Source organism: Bradyrhizobium sp. CCBAU 53340 (genome assembly GCF_015291645.1).
Taxonomy (GTDB): Bacteria; Pseudomonadota; Alphaproteobacteria; order Rhizobiales; family Xanthobacteraceae; genus Bradyrhizobium.
On the sequence record NZ_CP030055.1, the window covers coordinates 355685 to 376774 of the forward strand.

Here is a 21090-nt window from a genome sequence, read left to right on the forward strand (position 1 = left end):
ACCGGCCCTGTCTCGCGAGCCGGCCGTCCCGATCAGCTTGCGTGGCTCTCCGGCTCCTCGGTCGGATAGACCCCGCGCAGCACCTCCTCGAAATGCAGCTTCACGGCGTCGTTGCAGAGACAGGCGCGCAGGCGCAGGCCGTCATGATTGCGGACCAGGATCGAGCCGCGCCGCGTGTCGAGCACGCCTTCGGCCTTGAACGACTGCAGCACGCGGCTGGCATAGCTGCGCCCCACGCCGAGCAAGGTGGCGAGCTGCTCATGCGTCAGCGGCACGCTGCGCTCGTCGCCGGTTCGCTCCATCGCGGCGATGATCCATTTGGCCGTGCGCTGCTCGATCGAATGAATCGCGTTGCAGGCGGTCGACTGGAAGATCTGCGCCAGCATGCAATCGGCGTAGCGCGCGAAGATGTTGCGCAGCGACGGCGAGCGCGCCTTGGCCGCTTCAAGCCTGCCGACGTGAATGCGTGCGAATGGTCCGCCGAACTTCACGCAGATGCGCGTGTAGGCCGGCAGAAATCCTTCGCTAACGATGCCGCCGACGGCGCCTTCGCGGCCGACCAAAATGGTCTCGACGTCGCGGCCGTCCTCATTAGGAACGAGGAACGTCGCGAGCGACGGCCCGCACGGAAAGTGCACGACCTGGACGTCGTCTCCGGGATTGTAGAGCAGATGGCTCGCACCGACGTCGTCAACGGCGACATGGGGTGCGAGCAGCGCATAATCCGCGGCGTTCAAGCGCCGAAGCAGATTGTTGGCCGGGCGGCTCTCGATCTCGCTCGTCTTGCTGATCCGTGCATCCATCGTGAACTCCCCTGTCCTCCCTTCCACACTAGCGAGTTCCGTCCACGGCCTATGTGCACATGTGGACAGACGTCAAAACTGTTCTGTGGTGAGTTTCGTTCCGGGAACCCTCCGATGCGCTGGGCGCAGGCGTCGGCACGAGGCTGTCCTGATCGGTGAAACATGCAGCCCTCGATAGCCAGGATCATGATACCTGCCTCCCCGGACAACTCGGCCGACATCCCTGCCGATGTTCTGATCGTCGAGGACGATCCGATTATCGCGATCGATTTCGAGGATCGGTTGCTCGGATTCGGCGTGAAGAGCGTGCGCACGGTGGGATCAGTCGCGCAGGCGCTGAGCGCGATTGCCTCGCGCGTGCCAGACTTCGCGCTGCTCGACGTCGAGCTCATCCGCGAGAAGAGCTTTGCGATCGCCGAGCGGCTGGCGGCGCTCGACATTCCCTTTGTTTTCGTCACCGGCTATGGCGCGGAGACCGGCATTCCGCCAGAGTTTGGCACACGGCCGCGGCTGCAAAAGCCGTGCAGCAGCGATGCGCTGGAGGCGGCGTTGCAGGCGCGCTGCAGCTAGATCAGCCTCAGGCGAGCTTCGGATCGAGCGTTGTCGACCACAACGCGACGTCGGCACGGTCGCGCAGCGTCACCGTCATCTGGCCGGAGGCGCCGTCGATCTTGACGTGACCGAAGAACTGCATGCCGGCGGACGGCGGAAGGTTCTGCTTGTCGGGGCCGGGCGCCTTGACGAAACGCACCTCGGGTCCAAACGTGTTGTCCATCTCGCCAGGCCCGAACGTTCCCGCATGCAGCGGACCCGACACGAATTCCCAGAACGGCTCGAACTCCTGGAATTGCGCCTTGTCCGGATTGTAATAGTGCGCGGCGGCGTAATGCACGTCGGCGGTCAGCCACACCGTGTTCTTGATCGGCGCCATCTTGATGAAGCGCAGAAGGTCGGCGATCTCGAACTCTCTGCCGCGCACCGGGCCGTCGCCCTGCGCGAAGGCTTCCGACCCCTTCTTGTTCGCGGCATCGTCGTAGACGAGGATGCTGAGCGGCATGTCGGAGGCGATCACCTTCCAGGTCGCGCGCGAATTGAGCAGTTCACGCTTCAGCCAGGCCATCTGCTCCGGCCCGAGGAAGTAACTGGCCGGGCCGTACTCCGTTTCGAGGTTGGCGCCGTTCGGGCCGCGATAGCTGCGCTCGTCGAGCACGAACACGTCGAGATGCGGGCCGTAAGCGATCTTGCGGTAGACCCGGCCCGGCTCAACGATGCTCTCGCGCATCGGATACATCTCGTGGAAGGCGCGGCCCGCTCGTGCGGCGAGCAGCGAGATGTCACGCACTTTGTAGGCAGCAGGCAGATCTTTCGACAGCGACCAGTTGTTGGTCACCTCGTGGTCGTCCCACTGCACGAAAATCGGCACCTCGGCATTGAAGGCGCGGACATTGTCGTCGGTAAAATTGTATTTGTGCGCGGCGCGAAACTCGTCCAGCGTCTCGGCGACCTTGGCCTTCTCGGGGATGGTGACGTTCTTCCAGATCTTGCCGTCGGCAAGCTTGACCTCGGACGGGATCACGCCGTCGGCGTAGATGGTGTCGCCGGAATGCAGGAAGAAGTCCGGGCGGTGCTTGTGCATCGCCGAGAAGGTGAACATGCCGCCGTCATCGGGATTGATACCCCAGCCCTGGCCGGCGACGTCGCCGCCCCAGACGAAGCTGACGTCGCGGCGATCGGCCGGCGCGGTGCGGAAGCGGCCGACCACCGGCTCGCCTTCGATCGCGGTGTGGGAAAGGTCGCGGAAGCGGACGCGATAGAAGATGTCCTGTCCGCCGGGAAGATTCTCCACCAGCATCTTCGCGGTGAAGTCGCTCTCCGGCAGCGCCGCGATCGGCGGCAGCGCGCGGGCGTCCTTGAAGGTATCAGTCGTCGCCACCTCGACCAGCATCTGCGCGGGCCGGTCGGTGCGCGCCCAGACCACGCCGCCGTCGACCGTGACGTCGCCGGACTGCACGCCGTGAGTGACCACAGGCCGGTCGGCCGCGCGCGACAGATGCGGCATCGCGATCGCGCCGAGTGCGCCGGCGCTGGTGGTGAGGAATTTGCGGCGGGAGAATTTGATCTTCATGGCGATGCTCTCGATATCGCGCGGCGCCCGCCAAGGTGGCGGTCGTCAGGATGATGTCCGACGCTATATTGAGACAATGTGACGCGGAAATTACGCGCGGCCGCCTATGCGTTGCCGGCGGCCCGGAATTGCACGCCGGCGCGCTGCAGGTTCTGTGGCAGGCTGGACAGCACCACCTTGCGGTCGGCGACCGCGGCGTGGAACTGGTCGAGCGCGATGTTGAACGCGGTCAGTGCGCCTTCCTCGATGGCGCCGTGATCGTAGCAGCGCAGGGTGTCGCGCAGGATCTCGTCGGCTTCGGTCTGCATCTGATCGAGCTCGTCGGTGGTCTCGCTCTTGCGGGCTGCGACCAGCATGTCGAGCAGCCGTTCCCGCTGATGATTGTTGCTGTTGCGCTCGTCCTTCTTTAGATAGCCCGCGAACCAGGCGCCGAGCGAGCCCATGGCCGAAAGCGCCATCAGGCTCCACCAGATGTAGTCGCTGTACTTGTCGAGGAAGGTCTTTTCCTCGCCGTCGACGAAGGCGGCAGCACCGGGATGCACGGGGATCACGGCATCCTTGTCGGTATCGGGCGTTTCGATCTTCGCGGCCTGCGGAAAGTCGGTCAGCAATTGCTGGCGCACGGCGAAAAGCTGCCGGGTGAAGGCCGCAACCGTGGTCTCGGACAGGCCTTTGCGCGCCACGATGTGATGCGAGAAGCTGATGGTCTTGACCTCGTCCTCGGGTCGATCGGGCGAGCCGCCGTAAGTGCCGGCGGGAATCTCGGAGGATTCATAGACCGGATGGCTCTGCGCGATCGCGTCGGCCCAATCGATCGCGAGGAAGGTCGGCGTGCCGCCATCCTTCGCGGAAGCTGCGATCGCGTCCGCCGTGATCTTGCTGTTGACCGGGCCTGCCGCGAGATAGACGTCGGCCTTCTGCGACTTGATTGCTTCGGTGGCTTCGCTCGCCGGGAATTGCACGATCTCGACCTTGGCGGGATCGACGCCGTATTGCTGGAGGATCACCTTGAGCAGATTGACGTTGGCCTGCGTCTTGCCGACCACGCCGACGCGATGGCCGGCGAGCTGCGCGATCTTGGTGATCTTCGCGCTCTTCTTCTTGCCCTTGCCGGGCGCCGACCACAGCACCACGACGTTCTTGCGCAGCGTCGCGACGGCTTGTGCGTTCTTGGGCACGTCGAGATCGCCGCGGATAATGGCGAGATCGGCCTTGCCCTCGGCGAGCTCATTGGCGCTGGCGATGGCGCCGTCGGTCTGGATCGGGCGCAGCCGCACGGAGCCTTTGCTCTGCGCAAAGGCCTGCGTCAGCGTCTGCACCACCTTGACGTCGTCGCTGTTGGCGGGACCGACCGCGATCTTCAGCACCACCGGCCGCATCGCGAAATAATAGCCGCCCGCCAGCGCGCCGATGATGGCGAGCACCAGCGCCAGAGACACGAGTGCCGTCTTCCGCGCCGCAGATCGCGGCGAAGGCGGAGAGGGCGCTTCGGCCAGGTCGGATGCCCCGGTCATCGATCTCCCAAACAGGCGCTTCAGGCTCAGTTTCATCTTGGCCGGCGATTTACGCCCACAATTGTAGCAAATTTCCTGCCCGACGGGGTTACATCTCCGTCATGGTTAGCGGATCGGCCCAATCCCGCATGAACCGAGGCGTAAGCACGGTGTTAGGGTAAAGTTCCCCTGAACGGAGGTCCATCATGGCAGAACGGCTGACGGCCGAGGCACGCAGGCAGGCGCTGGGCGGTATCCCGGGCTGGACCGAGATCCAGGGGCGCGATGCCATCGGGAAGACCTTTGTCTTCAAGGATTTCAACGAGGCCTTCGGCTTCATGACCCGCGCGGCGCTGGTCGCCGAGAAGATGGATCACCACCCCGAATGGCGCAACGTCTACAAGACGGTGGAAGTGGTGCTGTCGACCCATGATGCCGGCGGCATCACCCGGCTCGACATCGAGCTCGCCACGGCGATGAACGCCATCGCGAAGCTGACGCCCGGCTGACATCTTGCAGGCAGGATGCGCATCCCCATGTTGTGATCAGCACGGGATGCGGCCATCCGCCACGTCCGGCGGGACGGGGAGATTGTCGAACATGGCTGCCGAACACAGCGTTGGCTTCGAGCCAGCCGATCGGCTCGCGGAAGATCGCGAAAGCTTGCGCCGCCGCTTCTGGCGCAAGCTCAAGCGCGTCGCTGCGCATCTGCCATTCACTGAGGATTTGCTCGCTGCCTATTACTGCGCGTTCGACCGGCAGACGCCGCGCCATGTCCAGGCGTCGCTATTGGGCGCGATCGCCTATTTCATCCTGCCGTTCGATTTCATTCCGGACGTGATGCCGGTGCTCGGCTTCACCGATGACGCCGCCATTCTCGCCACCGCCATCCGCATGGTCGCCAGCCACATCACGACGGAGCATCGCGAAGCGGCGCGTGCCGCGCTGAAGCGCGGGGTGGGCGAGGCGGAGGAGAAAGCGGAAGCGGCGTAGCGGGTATCGCCAAACATTCCGCTGTCATCCCCCGCGAAGGCGGGGAATCCAGTACGCCGCAGCTTGTCGATTGAATCACGACCGTCTCGGAGTACTGGATCGCCCGGTCGAGCCGGGCGATGACAATTGAGTATGTGGCGACAGCACTACATCCTCACGGATGCAGGATCACCTTGCCCATGGCCTGGCGTCCCGCCAGCACCTTCAGCGCATCCGCGGTCTGTGCGAGCGGGAAGGTGCGGTCGACATGCGATGAGATCTTGCCTTCCGCAGTCCACTTCACGAGCTTCTCGAGATTGGCGCGGTTCTTGGCGGGGTTGAGCCGGGTCCAGGCACCCCAGAACACGCCGCGGATATCGCAGCCCTTCAACAGTGCAAGGTTCAGCGGCATCTTCGGAATGTCGCCGGCGGCAAAGCCGATCACGAGGAAGCGGCCTTCCCAGGCGATCGAGCGCAGCGCCTGTTCGGCATACGCACCGCCCACTGGATCGAAGATGATGTCGACGCCCTTGCCGTCGGTGAGCTTGCGCAGGCCTTCCTTCAGATCTTCCTTGGCGTAGTTCAGCGTCAGCTCGGCGCCATGCGCCTTGGCAAAGGCGAGCTTCTCGTCCGACGAGGCGCAGGCGATCACCTTCAGGCCCATCAGCTTGCCGAGCTCGCAGGCTGCGAGACCCGTGCCGCCGGCAGCGCCGAGCACAGCGAGCGTCTCACCCGGCTTCGGGCTGGCGCGATCCTCCAGCGCATGCAGCGCCGTGCCGTAGATGATGATGATGCCGGCCGCGCGATCGTAGTCGAGATTGTCGGGGATCTTCACGATTCCTGCCGCCGGCAGCGCGATCTTCTCGCGCGCACCATTGTGGCCGCAGGAGGCGACGACGCGATCGCCGATCTTCAGATCGGTCACGCCGGGACCGATACTCTCGATCACGCCGGCAACTTCCGCGGCCGGCGAGAACGGGAACGGCGGCTTGATCTGGTACTTGCCCTGAATCATCAGGATGTCGAAAAAATTCAGCGCCGCCGCCTTGATCGCGATCACCGCTTCGCCGGGACCAGCGACCGGATCCGGCACATCGGCGAGCACGAGATCGTCGGGCTGGCAATATTGCGAACAGAGAATGGCTTTCATGGCGGCACCTGGACGTTCGGGGTGGAATGAATGTTTGGCCGTTTCTGCCGGATTTAATGCGACCGGACAATCCAGATTCTTTGTCTGAGGAGCGCGCTGGCCTATCCTCGTCATTGCGAGCGCAGCGAAGCAATCCAGAGTCCGTCCCGCGGAAATAGTCTGGATTGCTTCGTCGCTTTGCTCCTCGCAATGACGAAACCCGCGGAGAAAGGGATTCAAACGATGTTTGAAACAGGTCTGCTCAAGGGAAAGCGCATCCTCGTCACCGGCGGCGGCTCCGGGCTTGGCGCTGCGATGGGACGCCGCTTCCTCGCGCTCGGCGCCGAGCTCGTGATCTGCGGGCGCAAGCTCGACCGTCTCGAAGCAACCGCGAGCGAGATGCGCGCTGCGACCAGCGGCAAGGTCACGACCGTGACGTGCGATGTTCGCGATGGTGCCGCGGTCGATGCGATGATGGACACGATCTGGCGCGAGGCGCCGCTCGACATTCTCGTCAACAACGCTGCCGCGACCTTCATCGCGCAAAGTGAGCATCTGTCGTTCCGCGCGGCCGATGCGATTCTGGCGCCGACACTGCATGGCGCGATGTACTGCACGCTCGCCGCCGGCAAGCGCTGGATCGAAGGTGCGCACAATGGCGTCGTGCTCTCGATCCTCTCGACCTCGACCATTACCGGGCGCGCCTTCACCGTCCCTTCCGCGATGGCCAAATCGGCGGTGCTGGCGATGACCAAGAGCCTCGCGGTGGAATGGGGCCCGAAGGGCATCCGCACGGTCGCGATCGCACCGGGACCGTTCCCCACCGCCGGTGCGTCGGGGCAGCTCCGCCCCGAGGGCCGCGACGAAGGTTGGACCACCCACAACCCGCTCGGACGCGTCGGCCAGCATAGCGAGCTGGCCGACCTCGCCAGCTTCCTGGTCTCGGACCGCGCCGGATACATCAACGGTGAGATGGTGGTGATCGACGGCGGCGCCCATTTGCGCAGTTCCGGCGCCGAGGACCTGTTGCAATGGACTGATGCGCAGTGGGCGGAACAGCGCGCCGCGCGGTCCAAAAGCTGACCGTGGCGTCCCGCTAACTACCTTCCCAAACTGGACTTTCCCGGTTATCCCTGCCCGGGGACAAATCGCCGCCGGGCCATCTTCCAGTCACAATATTGAGGGAACCACTCCAGCATGTGGCGGGCGCTCTTTTTGGCTTTGATGACTGGCGTGGCGGCGTGGGGATTGGGTGATTCCGCACGCGCCCAGACGGCGCAACCGGCGTCGAAGGCGGCGGCCAAGCCAGCGGCCAAGACGGCAGCCAAGCCCGAGAGCAAGCAGGCCGCTCCCGCTGCGGCGGTTGCGGGTGGCGCCGAGCCGACGCTGATCGGCCAGTTCGGCACCTGGGGTGCCTATGCGGCGACACCCAACGGCAAGAAGGTCTGCTTTGCGCTGGCGAAGCCCTCGTCGTCGAAGACCAATCCGCCGAACCGGCCGCGCGATCCGGCCTATGCCTTCGTCTCGACCCGGCCGGCCGAGAAGGTGAACAACGAAGTCTCCGTCATGATCGGCTACGCGCTGAAGCCGGGCTCGGAATCGACCGTCGAGGTCGGCGGCGCCTCCTTTGCGATGTATACGCAGGGTGACGGCCTCTGGATCAAGAATGCGGCCGAGGAGGAGCGGATGGTGGAAGCCATGCGCAAATCCGCAGATCTCGTGGTCAAGGGCACCTCGGCCAAGGGCACGGAAACCACCGACACGTTTTCGCTGAAGGGCCTCGCCCAGGCGCTCGACAAGATCGCTCAGGATTGCCGGCATTAAGGCTGCGGGCGAGAAGGTCGCAATCGGCGGTCCCGGTTGCTATATAGAGCCGGTTCCAGATTTTCTTCCGTCATTCCGGGGCGCGCAAAGCGCGAACCCGGAATCTCGAGGTTCCGGGTTCAGCTCTTTGAGCTGCCCCGGAACGACCACAGCAATTAGGCCCATAGATGCAACCGACGATCGAGCCGCGCGACGCAATCCTGGTGGAGAAGACTCCGCTCGAAACCTACGTGCCGCCGGCAAAGCCGTCGCTGATCGGTCTGTCGCGCACCGAGCTCGCCGATCGGCTCGGTGAGATCGGCGTTGCGCCGGCACAGCGCAAGATGCGCGTGCAGCAGCTCTGGCACTGGCTCTATTTCCGCGGCGCCCAGAGTTTTGACGACATGACCTCGATCTCGAAGGGCATTCGCGCCGATCTCGCGCAGCACTTCACGGTGGATCGTCCCGAAGTCGTGGCCGAGCAGATCTCCAATGACGGCACCCGCAAATGGCTGCTGCGGCTGCCGAGCGGCGACAATGTTCAGAAGGCGCATGAAGTCGAGTGCGTCTACATCCCCGAGACCGATCGCGGCACGCTCTGCGTCTCCTCGCAGGTCGGCTGCACGCTGAACTGCTCGTTCTGTCATACCGGCACGCAACGTCTGGTGCGCAACCTTACCGCCGGCGAGATCGTCGGTCAGATCATGGTCGCGCGCGATCGCCTGAACGATTGGGCCGATCGCGAGGACGGCACGCGCCGCGTCACCAACATCGTGATGATGGGCATGGGCGAGCCGCTCTACAATTTCGACGCGGTCCGCGATGCGCTCTTGATCGTCGGCGACAACGAGGGTATCGGCATCTCCCGCCGCCGCATCACGCTGTCGACCTCGGGCGTGGTGCCGAACATCGTGCGCGCCGGCGAGGAGATCGGCGTCATGCTCGCGATCTCGCTGCATGCGGTGCGCGACGAGCTGCGCAACGAGCTGGTGCCGCTCAACCGCAAATATCCGATCAAGGAATTGCTTCAGGCCTGCCGCGACTATCCCGGTGCTTCGAATGCCCGCCGCATCACCTTCGAATATGTGATGCTTAAGGGCGTCAACGATTCGCTCGACGATGCGAAACTGCTGGTGAAGCTGCTCAAGGGCATTCACGCCAAGATCAATCTGATCCCGTTCAATCCCTGGCCCGGCACGGCCTATGAATGCTCGGACTGGGACCAGATCGAAAAGTTCTCCGAATACATTTTCAACGCCGGCTATTCCTCGCCGGTGCGCACCCCGCGCGGCCGCGACATCCTCGCTGCCTGCGGCCAGCTCAAGTCGGAGACGGAGAAGCTGAGCGCGCGCGAACGCCAGGCGCTGCGCGCCATGGCGATGACGGATTGAGTTGATGGGTGCCCGCGCTCTCGCATCCTCGTCATTGCGAGCGCAGCGAAGCAATCCAGAATCTTTCCGCAGCGGCAGTCTGGATTGCTTCGCTGCGCTCGCAATGATGACTACGGTGGCTTTCCCCGCATGTCCCTGATCGGCCGCCTCATCGTCATCTTCATCGGCTTTCTCGCCGCCTGCTTCGTCGGCGGCATGATCGTCGTCGGTGCGCTGCTGTTTCCCGAATTTTCCGATCTTGGCGCCGGTCCGGTCGATCAGGGCACGATCGACATCCTGCTCGGCTTCGGTTTCATCTTCGTCTCGGGATTTGCGCTGGTGCCGGCGGCGGTGATCGTCGCGATCACCGAAGCGCTCTACATCCGCAGTGCGCTCGCCTATGCCGTCGGCGGCGGCCTCGGCGGGCTCGCCTGCTATCTCGGCCTCGTCCCGTTCCACCCTGACACGTTTCAGTTCGAGGGCATCGTGCGTCGGCATCTGGAGATCATGACCGGTGCGGGCATTGTCGCGGGCGTCGTTTATTGGCTGATCGCCGGCCGCAATGCCGGCGCCTGGCGCATCCCGTCGCCCCCGCGCGAACCGCCCCCGCCACTGCCGTCGAATTCGAGGCCGGATGCAAGGTGACTTTCTTACCCTCCCCTGGAGGGGGAGGATGGGTACCTTCCTTGGGGTTTTCATCCCCGTCCCACTCCGCTAAACCGCGCGCCATGAACCGGACTGGACTCTTCATCGCCCTGGCGCTGTGGCTCGTGATCGGCGTCGTTTTCGGCCTCTATCCCGAGCTCGATCTCAAGATCGCCGCGCTGTTCTTCGATCCTGATACCAGGACGTTTCCGCTCAAGCTGAACGGCTGGGCCGGGATCGCGCGTGATGCTGCGATGTGGGTGTCCTGGGCGTTCGTGCTGCCGTCGCTGGTTGCGCTCGTTGTCAAGATGATCAGGCCCGACCGTCCCTTGATGGTGTCGGGCCGCGCGATCGTGTTCCTGCTGGTGACGATCATTCTGTCGGCCGGCATTCTCACCAATCTCACCTTCAAGACCTATTGGGGCCGGCCGCGGCCGGTGGTGGTGACGCAGTTTGCCGGCGATCAGCAGTTCGTGGCGTGGTGGGATCCGCGCGGCGATTGTGCGCGCAATTGCTCGTTCTTCTCGGGCGAAGGCGCGACCGCGTTCTGGACGCTGGCGCCGGCCGCGCTGGCGCCCCCGGCGTGGCGGCCGCTCGCCTATGCCGGCGCGGTGGTGTTCGGGGCCGTGACCAGCGGGCTCCGCATGGCCTTCGGCGGCCATTTCTTCACCGATGTTGCGACCGCCGGCCTCGTCACCTTCCTCGTGATCTGGCTTGCTTATGCGATGATCTACCGCTGGTCGCGGACCCGGTTCTCGGACGGGGCGGTCGATGCCGCCCTGACCCGGCTGAACATGCCTGCCTACCGGCTCCGCAAGCGCCTGTTCGGCCGCAAGACCGGTCCCGCACCCTCGATTTGAGCCATTAAATGGGTGCCGATCCCTGCGAAATTTGATATTCGCGCGGTCAAGTTCGCACCGAAATCAGCCCCTTCAGACCCGATTGGAAGCCCCATGACCACGATCCTGAAAAGCCTGCCCAAGGGTGAGAAAGTCGGCATCGCTTTTTCGGGCGGCCTCGACACCTCAGCGGCGCTGCTCTGGATGAAGCAGAAGGGCGCGCGCTGCTACGCCTATACCGCCAATCTCGGCCAGCCCGATGAGGCCGACTACAACGAGATCCCGCGCAAGGCGGAAGTCTTCGGCGCCGAGAAGGCCGTGCTGGTCGATTGCCGCACGCAGCTGGTTCACGAAGGCATCGCCGCGATCCAGTCCGGCGCCTTCCACATCTCGACCGGCGGCATCACCTATTTCAACACCACCCCGCTGGGACGCGCGGTGACCGGCACGATGCTGGTCGCGGCGATGAAGGAAGACGGCGTCAACATCTGGGGCGACGGTTCGACCTTCAAGGGCAACGACATCGAGCGGTTCTATCGCTACGGCCTTTTGACCAACCCGAGCTTGCGCATCTACAAGCCCTGGCTCGACCAGCAATTCATCGACGAGCTCGGCGGCCGAGCCGAGATGTCGGCGTTCATGACGGCGCAGGGCTTTGCCTACAAGATGAGCGCCGAGAAGGCGTATTCGACCGACAGCAATCTGCTCGGCGCCACGCACGAAGCAAAAGATCTTGAAAGCCTCGACAGCGGCATCAAGATCGTCAACCCGATCATGGGCGTGCCGTTCTGGCGCGACGATTGCGCCGTGAAGGCCGAGAAGGTCGTGGTGCGTTTCGAGGAAGGCCAGCCGGTCGCGCTGAACGGCAAGACCTTCGCCGATCCGGTCGCGCTGTTCCTCGAAGCCAATGCCATCGGCGGCCGTCACGGCCTCGGCATGAGCGACCAGATCGAGAACCGCATCATCGAGGCCAAGAGCCGCGGCATTTACGAGGCGCCGGGCATGGCGCTCCTGCACATCGCCTATGAACGTCTCGTCACCGGCATTCACAACGAGGACACCATCGAGCAGTACCGCATCAGCGGCATGCGGCTCGGACGCCTGCTCTATCAGGGCCGCTGGTTCGACTCGCAGGCCCTGATGCTGCGCGAGACCGCGCAGCGCTGGGTCGCGCGCGCCGTCACCGGCGAGGTCACGCTGGAGCTGCGCCGCGGCAACGACTATTCGATCCTCAACACCGAAAGCCCGAACCTCACCTATGCGCCTGAAAGGCTCAGCATGGAGAAGGTCGAGGACGCCGCCTTTACGCCGGCCGACCGCATCGGCCAGCTCACCATGCGCAACCTCGATATCGCGGATACGCGCACCAAGCTCGGTCTCTATTCGAAGACCGGCCTGCTCTCGGGCAGCGAGGGCTCGCAGATCTTCAAGCTCGAAAGCGACAAGGGCTGATACCTCCGCTCTCGTAGGGTGGGCAAAGGCGCGTTCTTCGCGCGCCGTGCCCACGCTGTGCTTCGGGGAGAGGTGGTGGGCACGGCGCTTGCGCGCCTTTGCCCACCACCCTACGAATGCTGAGGCTCCCGTGTCCCGGACGCGATGCAGCGCGCAGCGGTGCATCGCAGAGCCGGGACCCAGACTCTCTCGACGGTTTCGCTTTTGGCTTCTGGGCCCCGGCTCTGCGGCGCTCCGCGCCGCGTCCGGGGCACGAGAAAAACAAAAATGGCCGGGATTGCTCCCGGCCATTTTCTTTTTGCAGCAGTCTTACTGGCGCTGCGGCGGAGGCGGTGCCGCGTCGGCCTGGCCGCCGTTGAGCAGCGGCGTGATGCGGCGGACGGTGACGCGCCGGTTGATCCGGCTCGGACCGTCGGTCTGCTCCTTCAGGTACTGCTTGCCGTAGCCCTGCGAGGTCAGGTTCTCGGCGGGCACACCGAACTGCTGGGTCAGCAGTTCGGCCGCGGCCTGCGCCCGGCGATCCGACAGCGACAGATTGTCGACGTCGTTGCCGACCGCATCGGTGTGGCCCTCGATCAGGAACACTTCCTGCGGATTGGCCCGGATCGCCTGGTTGATGCCGTCGGCGATCACCTGGAGCCGCGCCGCCTGGTCCGGTGGAATGGTCCAGGATCCCGTCTCGAAGTTGATCGTGTTGACGTCAACGCTCGGCATCGCCATGCGGACGTTCGGCGAGTAGCGGATCTCGTCGAGCGAGTAGCGCCGCTCGATCCGCTGCACCGGCGGAGCCCGCATCGTCTCGTAGATCACATCGGGCGAGGCTTCCTGGGCATCGACGATGTAGCGATCATACGGGATGCTCACGACCGGCGGCGGCACGTCGACGTAGAAGCCGCCGACCGCGCGCGGATCGCGGTAGGTGTTGTCGATGATGATGATCTCGCGCCCGCCGGGGTCCCTGCGGATACGGCGCAGCAGCGACCCATCAGGACCGACCACGGTGATCACCTCGCTGCCGTCAGGACGGATCACGACGGTGCGGGTTTCGCCGCCGACGGTCTCGGTGCGGATGTCGCGGGCGCCGTAGCGGAAGCGATAGAGATCGTTGCCGCGAACATATTCCTGACCACTGGGGTCGCGGATGATGATGCGGTCCGGCTCGGTGTAGATGGTGCGGCCGCCTTCGACGACCTCCTGCCGCTGGTTGCGGTAGTCGGCGATGGTGGCGCCGATCACAGCACCGGCCACGATGCCCGCGCCGAACGCCAGCGGCGTCAGGTCACGCTGCGGCGGACGCGGCGGCGGCGGCAGCGGTGCTGCGACCGTCGGCGCGGCGCGGAAGGCCGGCGCAACCGTCGGCGGCGCGTACTGCGCCTTGTTCGGCGGCGGTGCGGCGGCTGGCGTGGCAGGAACGACCGTCGGTGCCGCAGCGCCGGGCGGCGGTGCCGGAGGACGCGGTGCGGCGCCGGCCTGCGGCGCCGCAGGCGGCGTTCCGCCCTGGCGTGCGGGAGGCGTCGTCACCGTGCCACCGGGCACGGGTGTTGCCCCTGGAGCCGGTGCTCCTGCGGCCGGCGGAGCGCCGGGCCGAGCGGGCGACGTGGTGCCGGGCGCGGGCGTTGCCGTCGGAGCGGGGGTTGTGCCGGGAGCTGTTGTTCCTGGGGCCGGCGGCGTGGCGGGACGACCGGGCGACGTGGTGCTCGGCGTCGGCGTTGTGAACGGCGTGGGTGTGGCTGTCGGCGCCGGACGAACGGCGGGCGCCGGCGATGCCGTCGGGGCCGGTGTTGCCGTCGGCGCTGGCCGTGCACCCGGGGCCGCTGAAGGCGGCGTGATTGCAGGAGGCGGAGGCGTCGGCGTTGCCGTCGGACGCGCCGGTGCCGTCGCGGGCGGCGTCGGCAGCGGGGTTGGTGTGCGCTGCTGCGGAGCCGGCGGTGGTGGTGGCGGAGGCGGCGTTGGTGCGTGCTGCTGCGTCGCCGCTGGCGGAGGCGGCGGGGGCGTTGGCGCATGTTGCTGCGGAGCCGCGGCCGGAGGCGGCGTCGGAGCCTTGGGCGCGGCAGGCGGCGGCGGGGGCGGCGGAGGTGCCTGACGAGTCGCGGGCGGCGGGGGCGGCGGCGTCGGTCGTGACGGCGCGGCAGCCGGCGGAGGTGCGGCGGGCGGATGCGGCGGTGCGGCTGCGGGCGGCGGGGCGGTCGGAGCCTTGGGTGCAGCAGGCGGCGGCGGAGGCGGCGTCGTCGGGCGCGCAGCGGGCGGCGGTCCCTTCGGTTGCTCCTTCGGAGGCTGCTTCGGTTTTCCGTCGTTCTCTGGTGGCTGAGCCTGGGCGACGACGAGTGATGGCGCGCTTTGCGCATGCGATGCGGAGCTTGCGAATTGCATCGCGGTCAGAGCCGTCGTGGCAAGCAGCACGAAACGAAGGTTGGTCATGTGGTTCAACTTCCCCGGAAGGTTCTTTGGACGAAGGCTTGGGTTTATCGACGTATTGGAATGAACGGCCACGCGTTAGGCCGCATTGTGGCGGGCGAAGAGGTCGCGGCCCGATTTATTTCTGCACGCAAATCACGTCACTATGGCGACGTTCATTGCGCATTCAGACGCTTGTTGCAATCGCCTCACATGTGATCACTCGCCTCACATGTGATGCTGCGACGAATTGGCATCCGTCGCAGGATTGGGTGTGGTTGGTCCATCAGGTCCGCGCGATGGAATCTCTTCTGGCATGTGGCCCGGCAATTCGTCGGGCCGTGGTGATTCGCCGGGCTCGCGCACCGGCGGCGTGATCTCGGGTTGCGGATTGCCGGGCGGGATTCCCGGCGGCGGCTCGGTGGGTGTGCCGGGCGTCGATGGTGGAATCTCGGGCGGTTCGATCGGCATCGGCCTCACGGAGATCAGTTGTCCGAAGAACGACAACGATCATGTCGCGCCAATGTTCCCCCTCCCGCCATTCTATTCCGGCGCGTGGCAGACCGCCTCGATGTTGTGGCCATCAGGGTCGAGCACGAAGGCGCCGTAATAGTTCGCGTGATAATGCGGACGAAGGCCGGGCGGCCCGTTGTCGCGGCCGCCCGCCGCGATTGCGGCCTTGTAGAACGCATCGACGGTGGCGCGGTTCTTGGCCGTGATCGCAACATGCACCGGCTTGTTCATCGCGCCTTCGCCGCCGATCCAGAAGTCCGGCTTGCCGTCGGCGCCGAAGCCGGCTGCTGCGGCGTGGCCGGTCTGCTCCGCTGTCACTTCCATGATCAGGCTGTAATCGAGCGGCACCAGGGCCTTGGTGTAGAACGCCTTCGCGGCCTCATAATCGGAGACGGAGAAGCCCAAATGATCGATCATCGCAAACCTCCGTTGGTCGTCTTTGTCAGCGTGACAGGAACGTGTTGCTCCGCGTCTTGCGCGCGATCGCAAAGCCGCGCGCAACCATGTCAGCGATACAATCTTCGCGCCATTCGTTTTGTGACAGATGCTCGATCACGACCGCGCGCGGCCACAGCGACGGTGGCGCGTCGCGGAAGAAGCCGCTCAGCACGCGGTCCTCAAAGCCTTCGACGTCGATCTTGAGCGAATCGACCTGGCGGACGCAGGCCTCGTCGAGGATGCGCGTCAGCCGTAGCGACGGCACCTTGATGGCTTCTGCGCTGGCCGTGCCGGTGACGACGTGGGTGGCGCCGAGATTGCCGCCGCCGCTCTCGATCATCAGCTCGCCGTCGGCATCGCCCGCGGCAGCCTGCACCAGGCGCACCTGCGTCGCCTTCGATGCGGCATGATTGAACGACAGCCGGGCAAAGGTGAGGGGGTGCGGCTCGATCGCGACCACCTTGCCCGACGTTCCGACCTGCCGCGCCATCACCAGCGCGAAGGTGCCGACATTGGCGCCGACGTCGACGAAGGTGCCGCCGTCAGGTGTGTGCTGGCGCAGGAAGTCGAGCTCGTCGATGTTGTAGTCCGGGTTGAACAGCGCGCCGCGCTCGGTCGCGCTGCCCTGGTGATAGAGACGAAACGAGGCGCCCTGATATTGCACGTCGACCGGGCCGCCGCGCAGCAGATTGACCAGCCGCGACATCCAGGGCCGGAACGCGCCGCGCTTCAGCCCCGATCCTTGCGTGAGGCTGATAATCGCGGCCTGCGCTGCGTTCGGCGCAAACGCGCCGAACGGCGCGGACGAAAAGGCATTGTCGGGCGTCAAGCAGGCGGTCCTCGTTGCAGGCGGCGCATGCATAGCCGGTTTTGGTGAGGGCGCCAACGCTCGATCGTCCCGGGCTCACTTCGCGCCCCGGGACGACGGAGAGAATCCTACGCCGCGTTCTTCGCGGCCCGCTTGCGCTGGCGCAGGAAGCGGCCGAGCAGCCTGCGCCGGCCCTTGCGCGGGATCAGGTCGATGTCGCTGACGAGCCTGGCGCCGCCCTTGCGGCGCTCCAGCACGATCTTGCGGCTGTGGAAGGCCTCGAGCTCGACCCGATGCGCGACGCTGACGATGGTGGCCTCTCGCAGCTCGTCGGTGACCATCTTCATCATCTTGTCCTGGCTCTTCTCGTCGAGTGCCGAGGTCGCCTCATCCAGCACCACGATATCAGGGCTGTGCAGCAGCAGCCGCGCGAAGGCGAGGCGCTGCTTCTCGCCGCCCGACAGCGTCTGGTCCCACGGGCCTTCTTCCTCGATCTTCCCCTTGAGATGATCGAGGCCGACCTTCTGCAGGGCCTCGCCGATCTCTTCGACCGTCCAGTCGTCCTCGGCGCCGGGATAGGCGACCGCGCGGCGCAACGATCCTGACGGCACGTAAGGCCGCTGCGGCAGCATGAACAGCCGCCTGTCAGGATGGAAATTGACGCTGCCGCCGCCCCATGGCCAGAGGCCGGCGATGGCGCGCACCAGCGTGCTCTTGCCGGTGCCGGATTCGCCGGCGACCAAGAGCCGCTCGCCCGGCTCGATCACCACCTCGGTCTCGCCGACCACGGCGGTGCCGTCATCGAGCGTGACGGAGAGATCGTGCAGCTCCAGCATCGCTTCGTTGCCGGTCTCGCCGCGCTTGATGCGGCCGAGGCCATCGCCCTGCTCGGCGCGCTCCAGGCCATCGAGCGACATCATCAGCGAAGCGATGCGGTGGGCGCAGGCATTCCAGTCGGCGAGCCTGGGATAATTGTCGACCAGCCAGCCAAATGCGCTCTGCACGATGGTGAAGGCGGAGGCCGCCTGCATCACCTGTCCGAGGCTCATGCTGCCGTCGAGGAATTTTGGCGCGCAGAGCAGCAGCGGCACGACAGGCGCAACGAGGCTCGATCCCTGCGACACCAGCGTTGTGCGCATGTGCTGGCCGGCCAGCCTGGCCCATTGCCGCAGCACGCTGGTGAAATTGCGGTCGATGCCGTCGCGCTCTTCCTGCTCGCCGCCGAGCAGCGCGATGCTCTCGCCGTTCTCGCGCACCCGCGTCAGGGTGTAGCGGAAGTCGGCCTCGGCCTGGTTCTTGTCCTCGGAGACCTGCACGAAGCGTCGGCCGATCATTACGATCGAGCCCGAGGCGATGGCCGCATAAAGCATCGCGGCGACCACGAGGAAGCCGGGAATGCTGATGATCGACCCGCCGAGCTTGATGGTGAGTGCGCCGCCGATGGTCCAGAGCACGACGATGAAGGTCGCGGCCGACAGCAGCGCCGAGGTCACGCCGGCGAGAAAGTCGACCGGCGAGTCCGTGGCGACGCGCAAATCCTCGGCGATCCGGTATTCGGGATTCTGGTGATCGCCGCCGACGAGGTTGAGCTGATAGTAGCGTCCGTTGGCGAGCCAGCGTGTCAGCACGCTGCTCGTGAGCCAGGCCCGCCAGCGCCGCTGGATGCTCATGCGCGCAAACACCTGCGCCACGCCGAGCACGAGGCTGCCGATCGCGAGCGGGAAGAACATGGCCGTGAGATGGAAGACGGTGGTGGCATCGCGCTTCTCGATGGCGTCGAAGATGGCTCTGTTCCAGACATTGATGCCGTATTGGAAGCCGACGGTCAGCACGATCAGCACGACGAGTCCGATCGAGAACGGCCAGGCGAGGCGGTCGCCCTGGCGGCTCCAGAAGCCGCGCGCGCTGATCCAGAAGCGCGTGAGCAGATAATCCTTGCGCGCCTGCTCGGCCTCTTCCGGTGTCAGCTCGGGATCGGGCTCCAGCACTTCCGGGGGCGGCGGGACGACCTCGTCGCCATTCTCGCCGGTGATCTTCACGATGGGCAGCGTCTTGCCCTGCTCACTTGTCCGGACCGGCTTCTGCATGGGGAAGCAACGCAAACCGGTTCCCCCGGGTTCCCAATCCTCACTCGGCGGCGCCGTCGCGGACCCGTTTCACCCGTGCGGCATGATGCAGCACACGCGACAGCTGCTCGATCGAGTAGGGCTTTTGCACCAGCTCGAAACCGGAGACGCCGTTCTGGGACAAAGCGTGGCTATAGCCCGTGGTCAGCACGACAGGGACGCTGATGCAGCGCTCGTGGATCGCCTGCGCCAGATCGAGTCCAGTCATGCCAGGCATGACGACGTCGGAGAACACGACGTCGAAGCGATCGGGATTGGCAACCAGCTCGGCAAGCGCGTCGGTGGCGTTGTCGACCAGCGTGATGCTGTAGCCGAGCTCGGTCAGGCCGTCGGCGGCGAAATTGCCGAGCTCGATATTGTCCTCGACGACCAGCACCGACATGCCGCTGCCGGCGACGGCAGGCGCCGTGGTCGGCGCCTGGCTCCGGGGCAACAGATCAGCCGACACACGCGGCAGATAGAGCGAGAAGGTGCTGCCCTGGCCGACCTCGCTCATCACGGTCACCTCGCCGCCGGATTGCCGGGCGAAGCCGAACACCTGCGACAGGCCAAGGCCGGTGCCCTGGCCGAGCTGCTTGGTGGTGAAGAACGGCTCGAAGATCCGCCCCAATTGCGCAGCGGGAATGCCGATGCCGCTATCGCTGACGGTGATGCAGATGAAACCAGGATCCTTCATGGTCTGGCTGCCCGACCGATGCGCCAGCGTGTCGGGAACGGATGTCGCCGCATGTACCGTGAAGACGATCCGGCCCTTGCCCTGCATGGCGTCGCGCGCGTTGGTCGCCATGTTGATCAGGGCTGTCTCGAACTGGCCGGCGTCGGCGTTGACGAGGCAGGGCTCCGCCGGCAATTGCATGACGATCTCGATCGCAGGCCCGAGCAGCGTGACGAGCATGTCGCGCAGCGATTGCATGCGGTCGCCGACATCGAACACTTCGGGCTTCAGGGTCTGGCGTCGCGCAAAGGCCAGCAGCTGCGAGGTCAGCTTGGCTGCGCGCGCGACCGCTTCGGCGATCGCCGTGATGTAGCGCTGCCGCCGCTCCTCGCTGATTTGCGGCCGATTCAGGAGGTCGACCGAGGCGCGGATCACGGTCAGGAGGTTGTTGAAATCATGCGCGACGCCGCCGGTGAGCTGACCCAGCGCCTCCAGCCGCTGGCTGTGCTTGAGCGCCTCCTCGGCCTCGCGCCGCTTGGCGGCCTCCAGCTGGAGATGCTGGGTGCGCCGGAAGGCGAAGGCGAGCAGGACGAACAGCAGCGCGGTCGCGGGCGCGCCGAACACCAGGTGCTGGCTGATCGTGCCAAGCCAGCGCGAGCGGATCGCCGATGTCTCGAGGCCGGCGCTGACATAGATCGGATATTCGGCGACGCGCCGGTAGCCGATGCGCCGCTCGATTCCGTCCGATGGCCAGGCGATGGTCATCAGCCCATGATCGGGATGCGCGGCAATGGCCCGGCCGACCGCGCTGTTCGGATCCAGCCGGAAGTCGCGATCGAGCCGCGGGAAATGCGCCAGCAGCACCCCGTCGGTGCGGCCCATCGCAAAAAAGCTGCCGGGATCCGTGCCGATCCTGGCATAGAAACTCTCGAAATATTCCGGCAGGACGGACGCCTGGATCACGCCGGTGAAGCTGCCGTCCTCGGACTCGCGGCGGCGGCTGACGCCGAAGAAGCGCGCGCCCTGATACGGCAGGCGCGGCGTCAGCGTGGCGCCGATGAAAGTGCCGATGTTCTGGTCGACATGGGCATAGAAATAGTCGCGGTCGGCAAAGCTCTGATCCGGCGGTGGCGAGACCAGGCTGTTGACCAGCGCCTTTCCGTCCGCATCGAAGATCCAGGCCGATTTGAGCTGCGGCAGCGCGTCGGTGAGCTGCTTCAGGCGGCGGTGCAGCGCAGGTTCCCGTGATCGGATGACGTCGTCGGGAAGGTCGCGCACGACCTCGCTGAGCTCGGCCAGGCTCCGGTCGATGGTCTCGAACACCTTGAGCGCGTGCTCATGCGCGACATCGAGCGTGCGCTCGATCTCCCGGTCGGCGATATCGCGCGTTGAATTGTAGGAAATCGTGGAGGCAATGGCGAACAGCGCAATCGGCAGCGCCAGGGATGCAGCCATCATCCACCGCAGCAGTTTCAGCGAATTGCGTTGCACGCCCTGCACGGTCGCTCCGGTCCCCCGACCGCAG

19 protein-coding genes are annotated in these 21090 nt (G+C 65.6%); 9 read left to right on the plus strand and 10 right to left on the minus strand.

Going from position 1 to position 21090, the window contains the following annotated elements; genetic code table 11:
- Window positions 1-32: 32 nt before the first annotated feature.
- Window positions 33-803 carry a Crp/Fnr family transcriptional regulator gene (locus XH89_RS01665; protein ID WP_194465418.1) on the minus strand — a complete coding sequence of 257 codons (771 nt, stop codon included), beginning with the start codon at window positions 801-803 and terminating at the stop codon, window positions 33-35.
- Between the two features lie 186 nt (window positions 804-989).
- Here XH89_RS01665 and XH89_RS01670 point away from each other — a divergent pair, with 186 nt between their 5' ends.
- A complete protein-coding gene (locus XH89_RS01670; RefSeq protein ID WP_194465419.1) occupies window positions 990-1373 on the plus strand; it encodes a response regulator in 384 nt (127 codons plus the stop codon).
- 7 nt (window positions 1374-1380) lie between these two features.
- Here XH89_RS01670 and XH89_RS01675 read toward each other — a convergent pair whose 3' ends face one another.
- Together XH89_RS01675 and XH89_RS01680 are read right to left on the minus strand one after the other, a co-directional pair.
- Window positions 1381-2928 (minus strand): alkaline phosphatase, encoded by a 1548-nt coding sequence (locus tag XH89_RS01675; protein ID WP_194465420.1) that lies wholly within the window; start codon window positions 2926-2928, stop codon window positions 1381-1383.
- 104 nt (window positions 2929-3032) lie between these two features.
- Window positions 3033-4478 (minus strand): TAXI family TRAP transporter solute-binding subunit, encoded by a 1446-nt coding sequence (locus tag XH89_RS01680; RefSeq protein ID WP_194465421.1) that lies wholly within the window; start codon window positions 4476-4478, stop codon window positions 3033-3035.
- A gap of 149 nt (window positions 4479-4627) precedes the next feature.
- On the opposite strand from XH89_RS01680, the gene XH89_RS01685 reads away from it, so the two are divergent.
- The gene (locus tag XH89_RS01685; RefSeq protein ID WP_194465422.1) at window positions 4628-4930 is read left to right on the plus strand and encodes a 4a-hydroxytetrahydrobiopterin dehydratase; all 303 of its coding nucleotides are present in this window, start codon (window positions 4628-4630) and stop codon (window positions 4928-4930) included.
- Between the two features lie 91 nt (window positions 4931-5021).
- Complete coding sequence (locus XH89_RS01690) at window positions 5022-5414, plus strand: YkvA family protein (RefSeq protein ID WP_194465423.1); 393 nt, start codon at window positions 5022-5024, stop codon at window positions 5412-5414.
- A 154-nt stretch (window positions 5415-5568) separates the two neighbouring features.
- Here XH89_RS01690 and XH89_RS01695 read toward each other — a convergent pair whose 3' ends face one another.
- Complete coding sequence (locus XH89_RS01695; protein WP_194465424.1) at window positions 5569-6543, minus strand: NADPH:quinone oxidoreductase family protein; 975 nt, start codon at window positions 6541-6543, stop codon at window positions 5569-5571.
- A 222-nt stretch (window positions 6544-6765) separates the two neighbouring features.
- Here XH89_RS01695 and XH89_RS01700 point away from each other — a divergent pair, with 222 nt between their 5' ends.
- From XH89_RS01700 to argG, 6 genes are all read left to right on the plus strand, one after another.
- A complete protein-coding gene (locus tag XH89_RS01700) occupies window positions 6766-7605 on the plus strand; it encodes an SDR family oxidoreductase (protein WP_194465425.1) in 840 nt (279 codons plus the stop codon).
- Window positions 7606-7719: 114 nt separating this feature from the next.
- Entirely contained in the window at window positions 7720-8346 is a 627-nt protein-coding gene (locus XH89_RS01705) for an invasion associated locus B family protein (protein WP_194465426.1), read from the plus strand.
- Window positions 8347-8513: 167 nt separating this feature from the next.
- On the plus strand, window positions 8514-9716 hold the full coding sequence (gene rlmN, locus XH89_RS01710; protein WP_194465427.1) for a 23S rRNA (adenine(2503)-C(2))-methyltransferase RlmN: 1203 nt from the start codon (window positions 8514-8516) through the stop codon (window positions 9714-9716).
- 129 nt (window positions 9717-9845) lie between these two features.
- The gene (locus XH89_RS01715) at window positions 9846-10340 is read left to right on the plus strand and encodes a hypothetical protein (RefSeq protein ID WP_194465428.1); all 495 of its coding nucleotides are present in this window, start codon (window positions 9846-9848) and stop codon (window positions 10338-10340) included.
- Between the two features lie 83 nt (window positions 10341-10423).
- Window positions 10424-11200, plus strand: coding sequence for a phosphatase PAP2 family protein (locus tag XH89_RS01720; RefSeq protein ID WP_194465429.1), 777 nt, complete (start codon window positions 10424-10426; stop codon window positions 11198-11200).
- Window positions 11201-11293: 93 nt separating this feature from the next.
- Entirely contained in the window at window positions 11294-12631 is a 1338-nt protein-coding gene (argG, locus tag XH89_RS01725) for an argininosuccinate synthase (protein WP_194465430.1), read from the plus strand.
- 309 nt (window positions 12632-12940) lie between these two features.
- Here the strand turns inward: argG and XH89_RS01730 are convergent, their stop codons facing one another.
- The 6 genes from XH89_RS01730 to XH89_RS01755 all read right to left on the minus strand — a co-directional run bounded on the left by XH89_RS01730 (window position 12941) and on the right by XH89_RS01755 (window position 21065).
- The gene (locus XH89_RS01730; protein ID WP_194465431.1) at window positions 12941-15049 is read right to left on the minus strand and encodes an OmpA family protein; all 2109 of its coding nucleotides are present in this window, start codon (window positions 15047-15049) and stop codon (window positions 12941-12943) included.
- A gap of 204 nt (window positions 15050-15253) precedes the next feature.
- Window positions 15254-15496, minus strand: a complete 243-nt coding sequence (locus XH89_RS01735) for a hypothetical protein (protein ID WP_194465432.1) — start codon at window positions 15494-15496, stop codon at window positions 15254-15256.
- Window positions 15497-15568: 72 nt separating this feature from the next.
- On the minus strand, window positions 15569-15955 hold the full coding sequence (locus XH89_RS01740) for a VOC family protein (protein ID WP_194465433.1): 387 nt from the start codon (window positions 15953-15955) through the stop codon (window positions 15569-15571).
- A 25-nt stretch (window positions 15956-15980) separates the two neighbouring features.
- Complete coding sequence (locus XH89_RS01745) at window positions 15981-16805, minus strand: FkbM family methyltransferase (protein WP_194465434.1); 825 nt, start codon at window positions 16803-16805, stop codon at window positions 15981-15983.
- Window positions 16806-16912: 107 nt separating this feature from the next.
- On the minus strand, window positions 16913-18871 hold the full coding sequence (locus XH89_RS01750) for an ABC transporter ATP-binding protein/permease (RefSeq protein WP_194465435.1): 1959 nt from the start codon (window positions 18869-18871) through the stop codon (window positions 16913-16915).
- Window positions 18872-18911: 40 nt separating this feature from the next.
- Window positions 18912-21065 carry a hybrid sensor histidine kinase/response regulator gene (locus XH89_RS01755; protein ID WP_194465436.1) on the minus strand — a complete coding sequence of 718 codons (2154 nt, stop codon included), beginning with the start codon at window positions 21063-21065 and terminating at the stop codon, window positions 18912-18914.
- Between the last annotated feature and the right edge of the window lie 25 nt (window positions 21066-21090).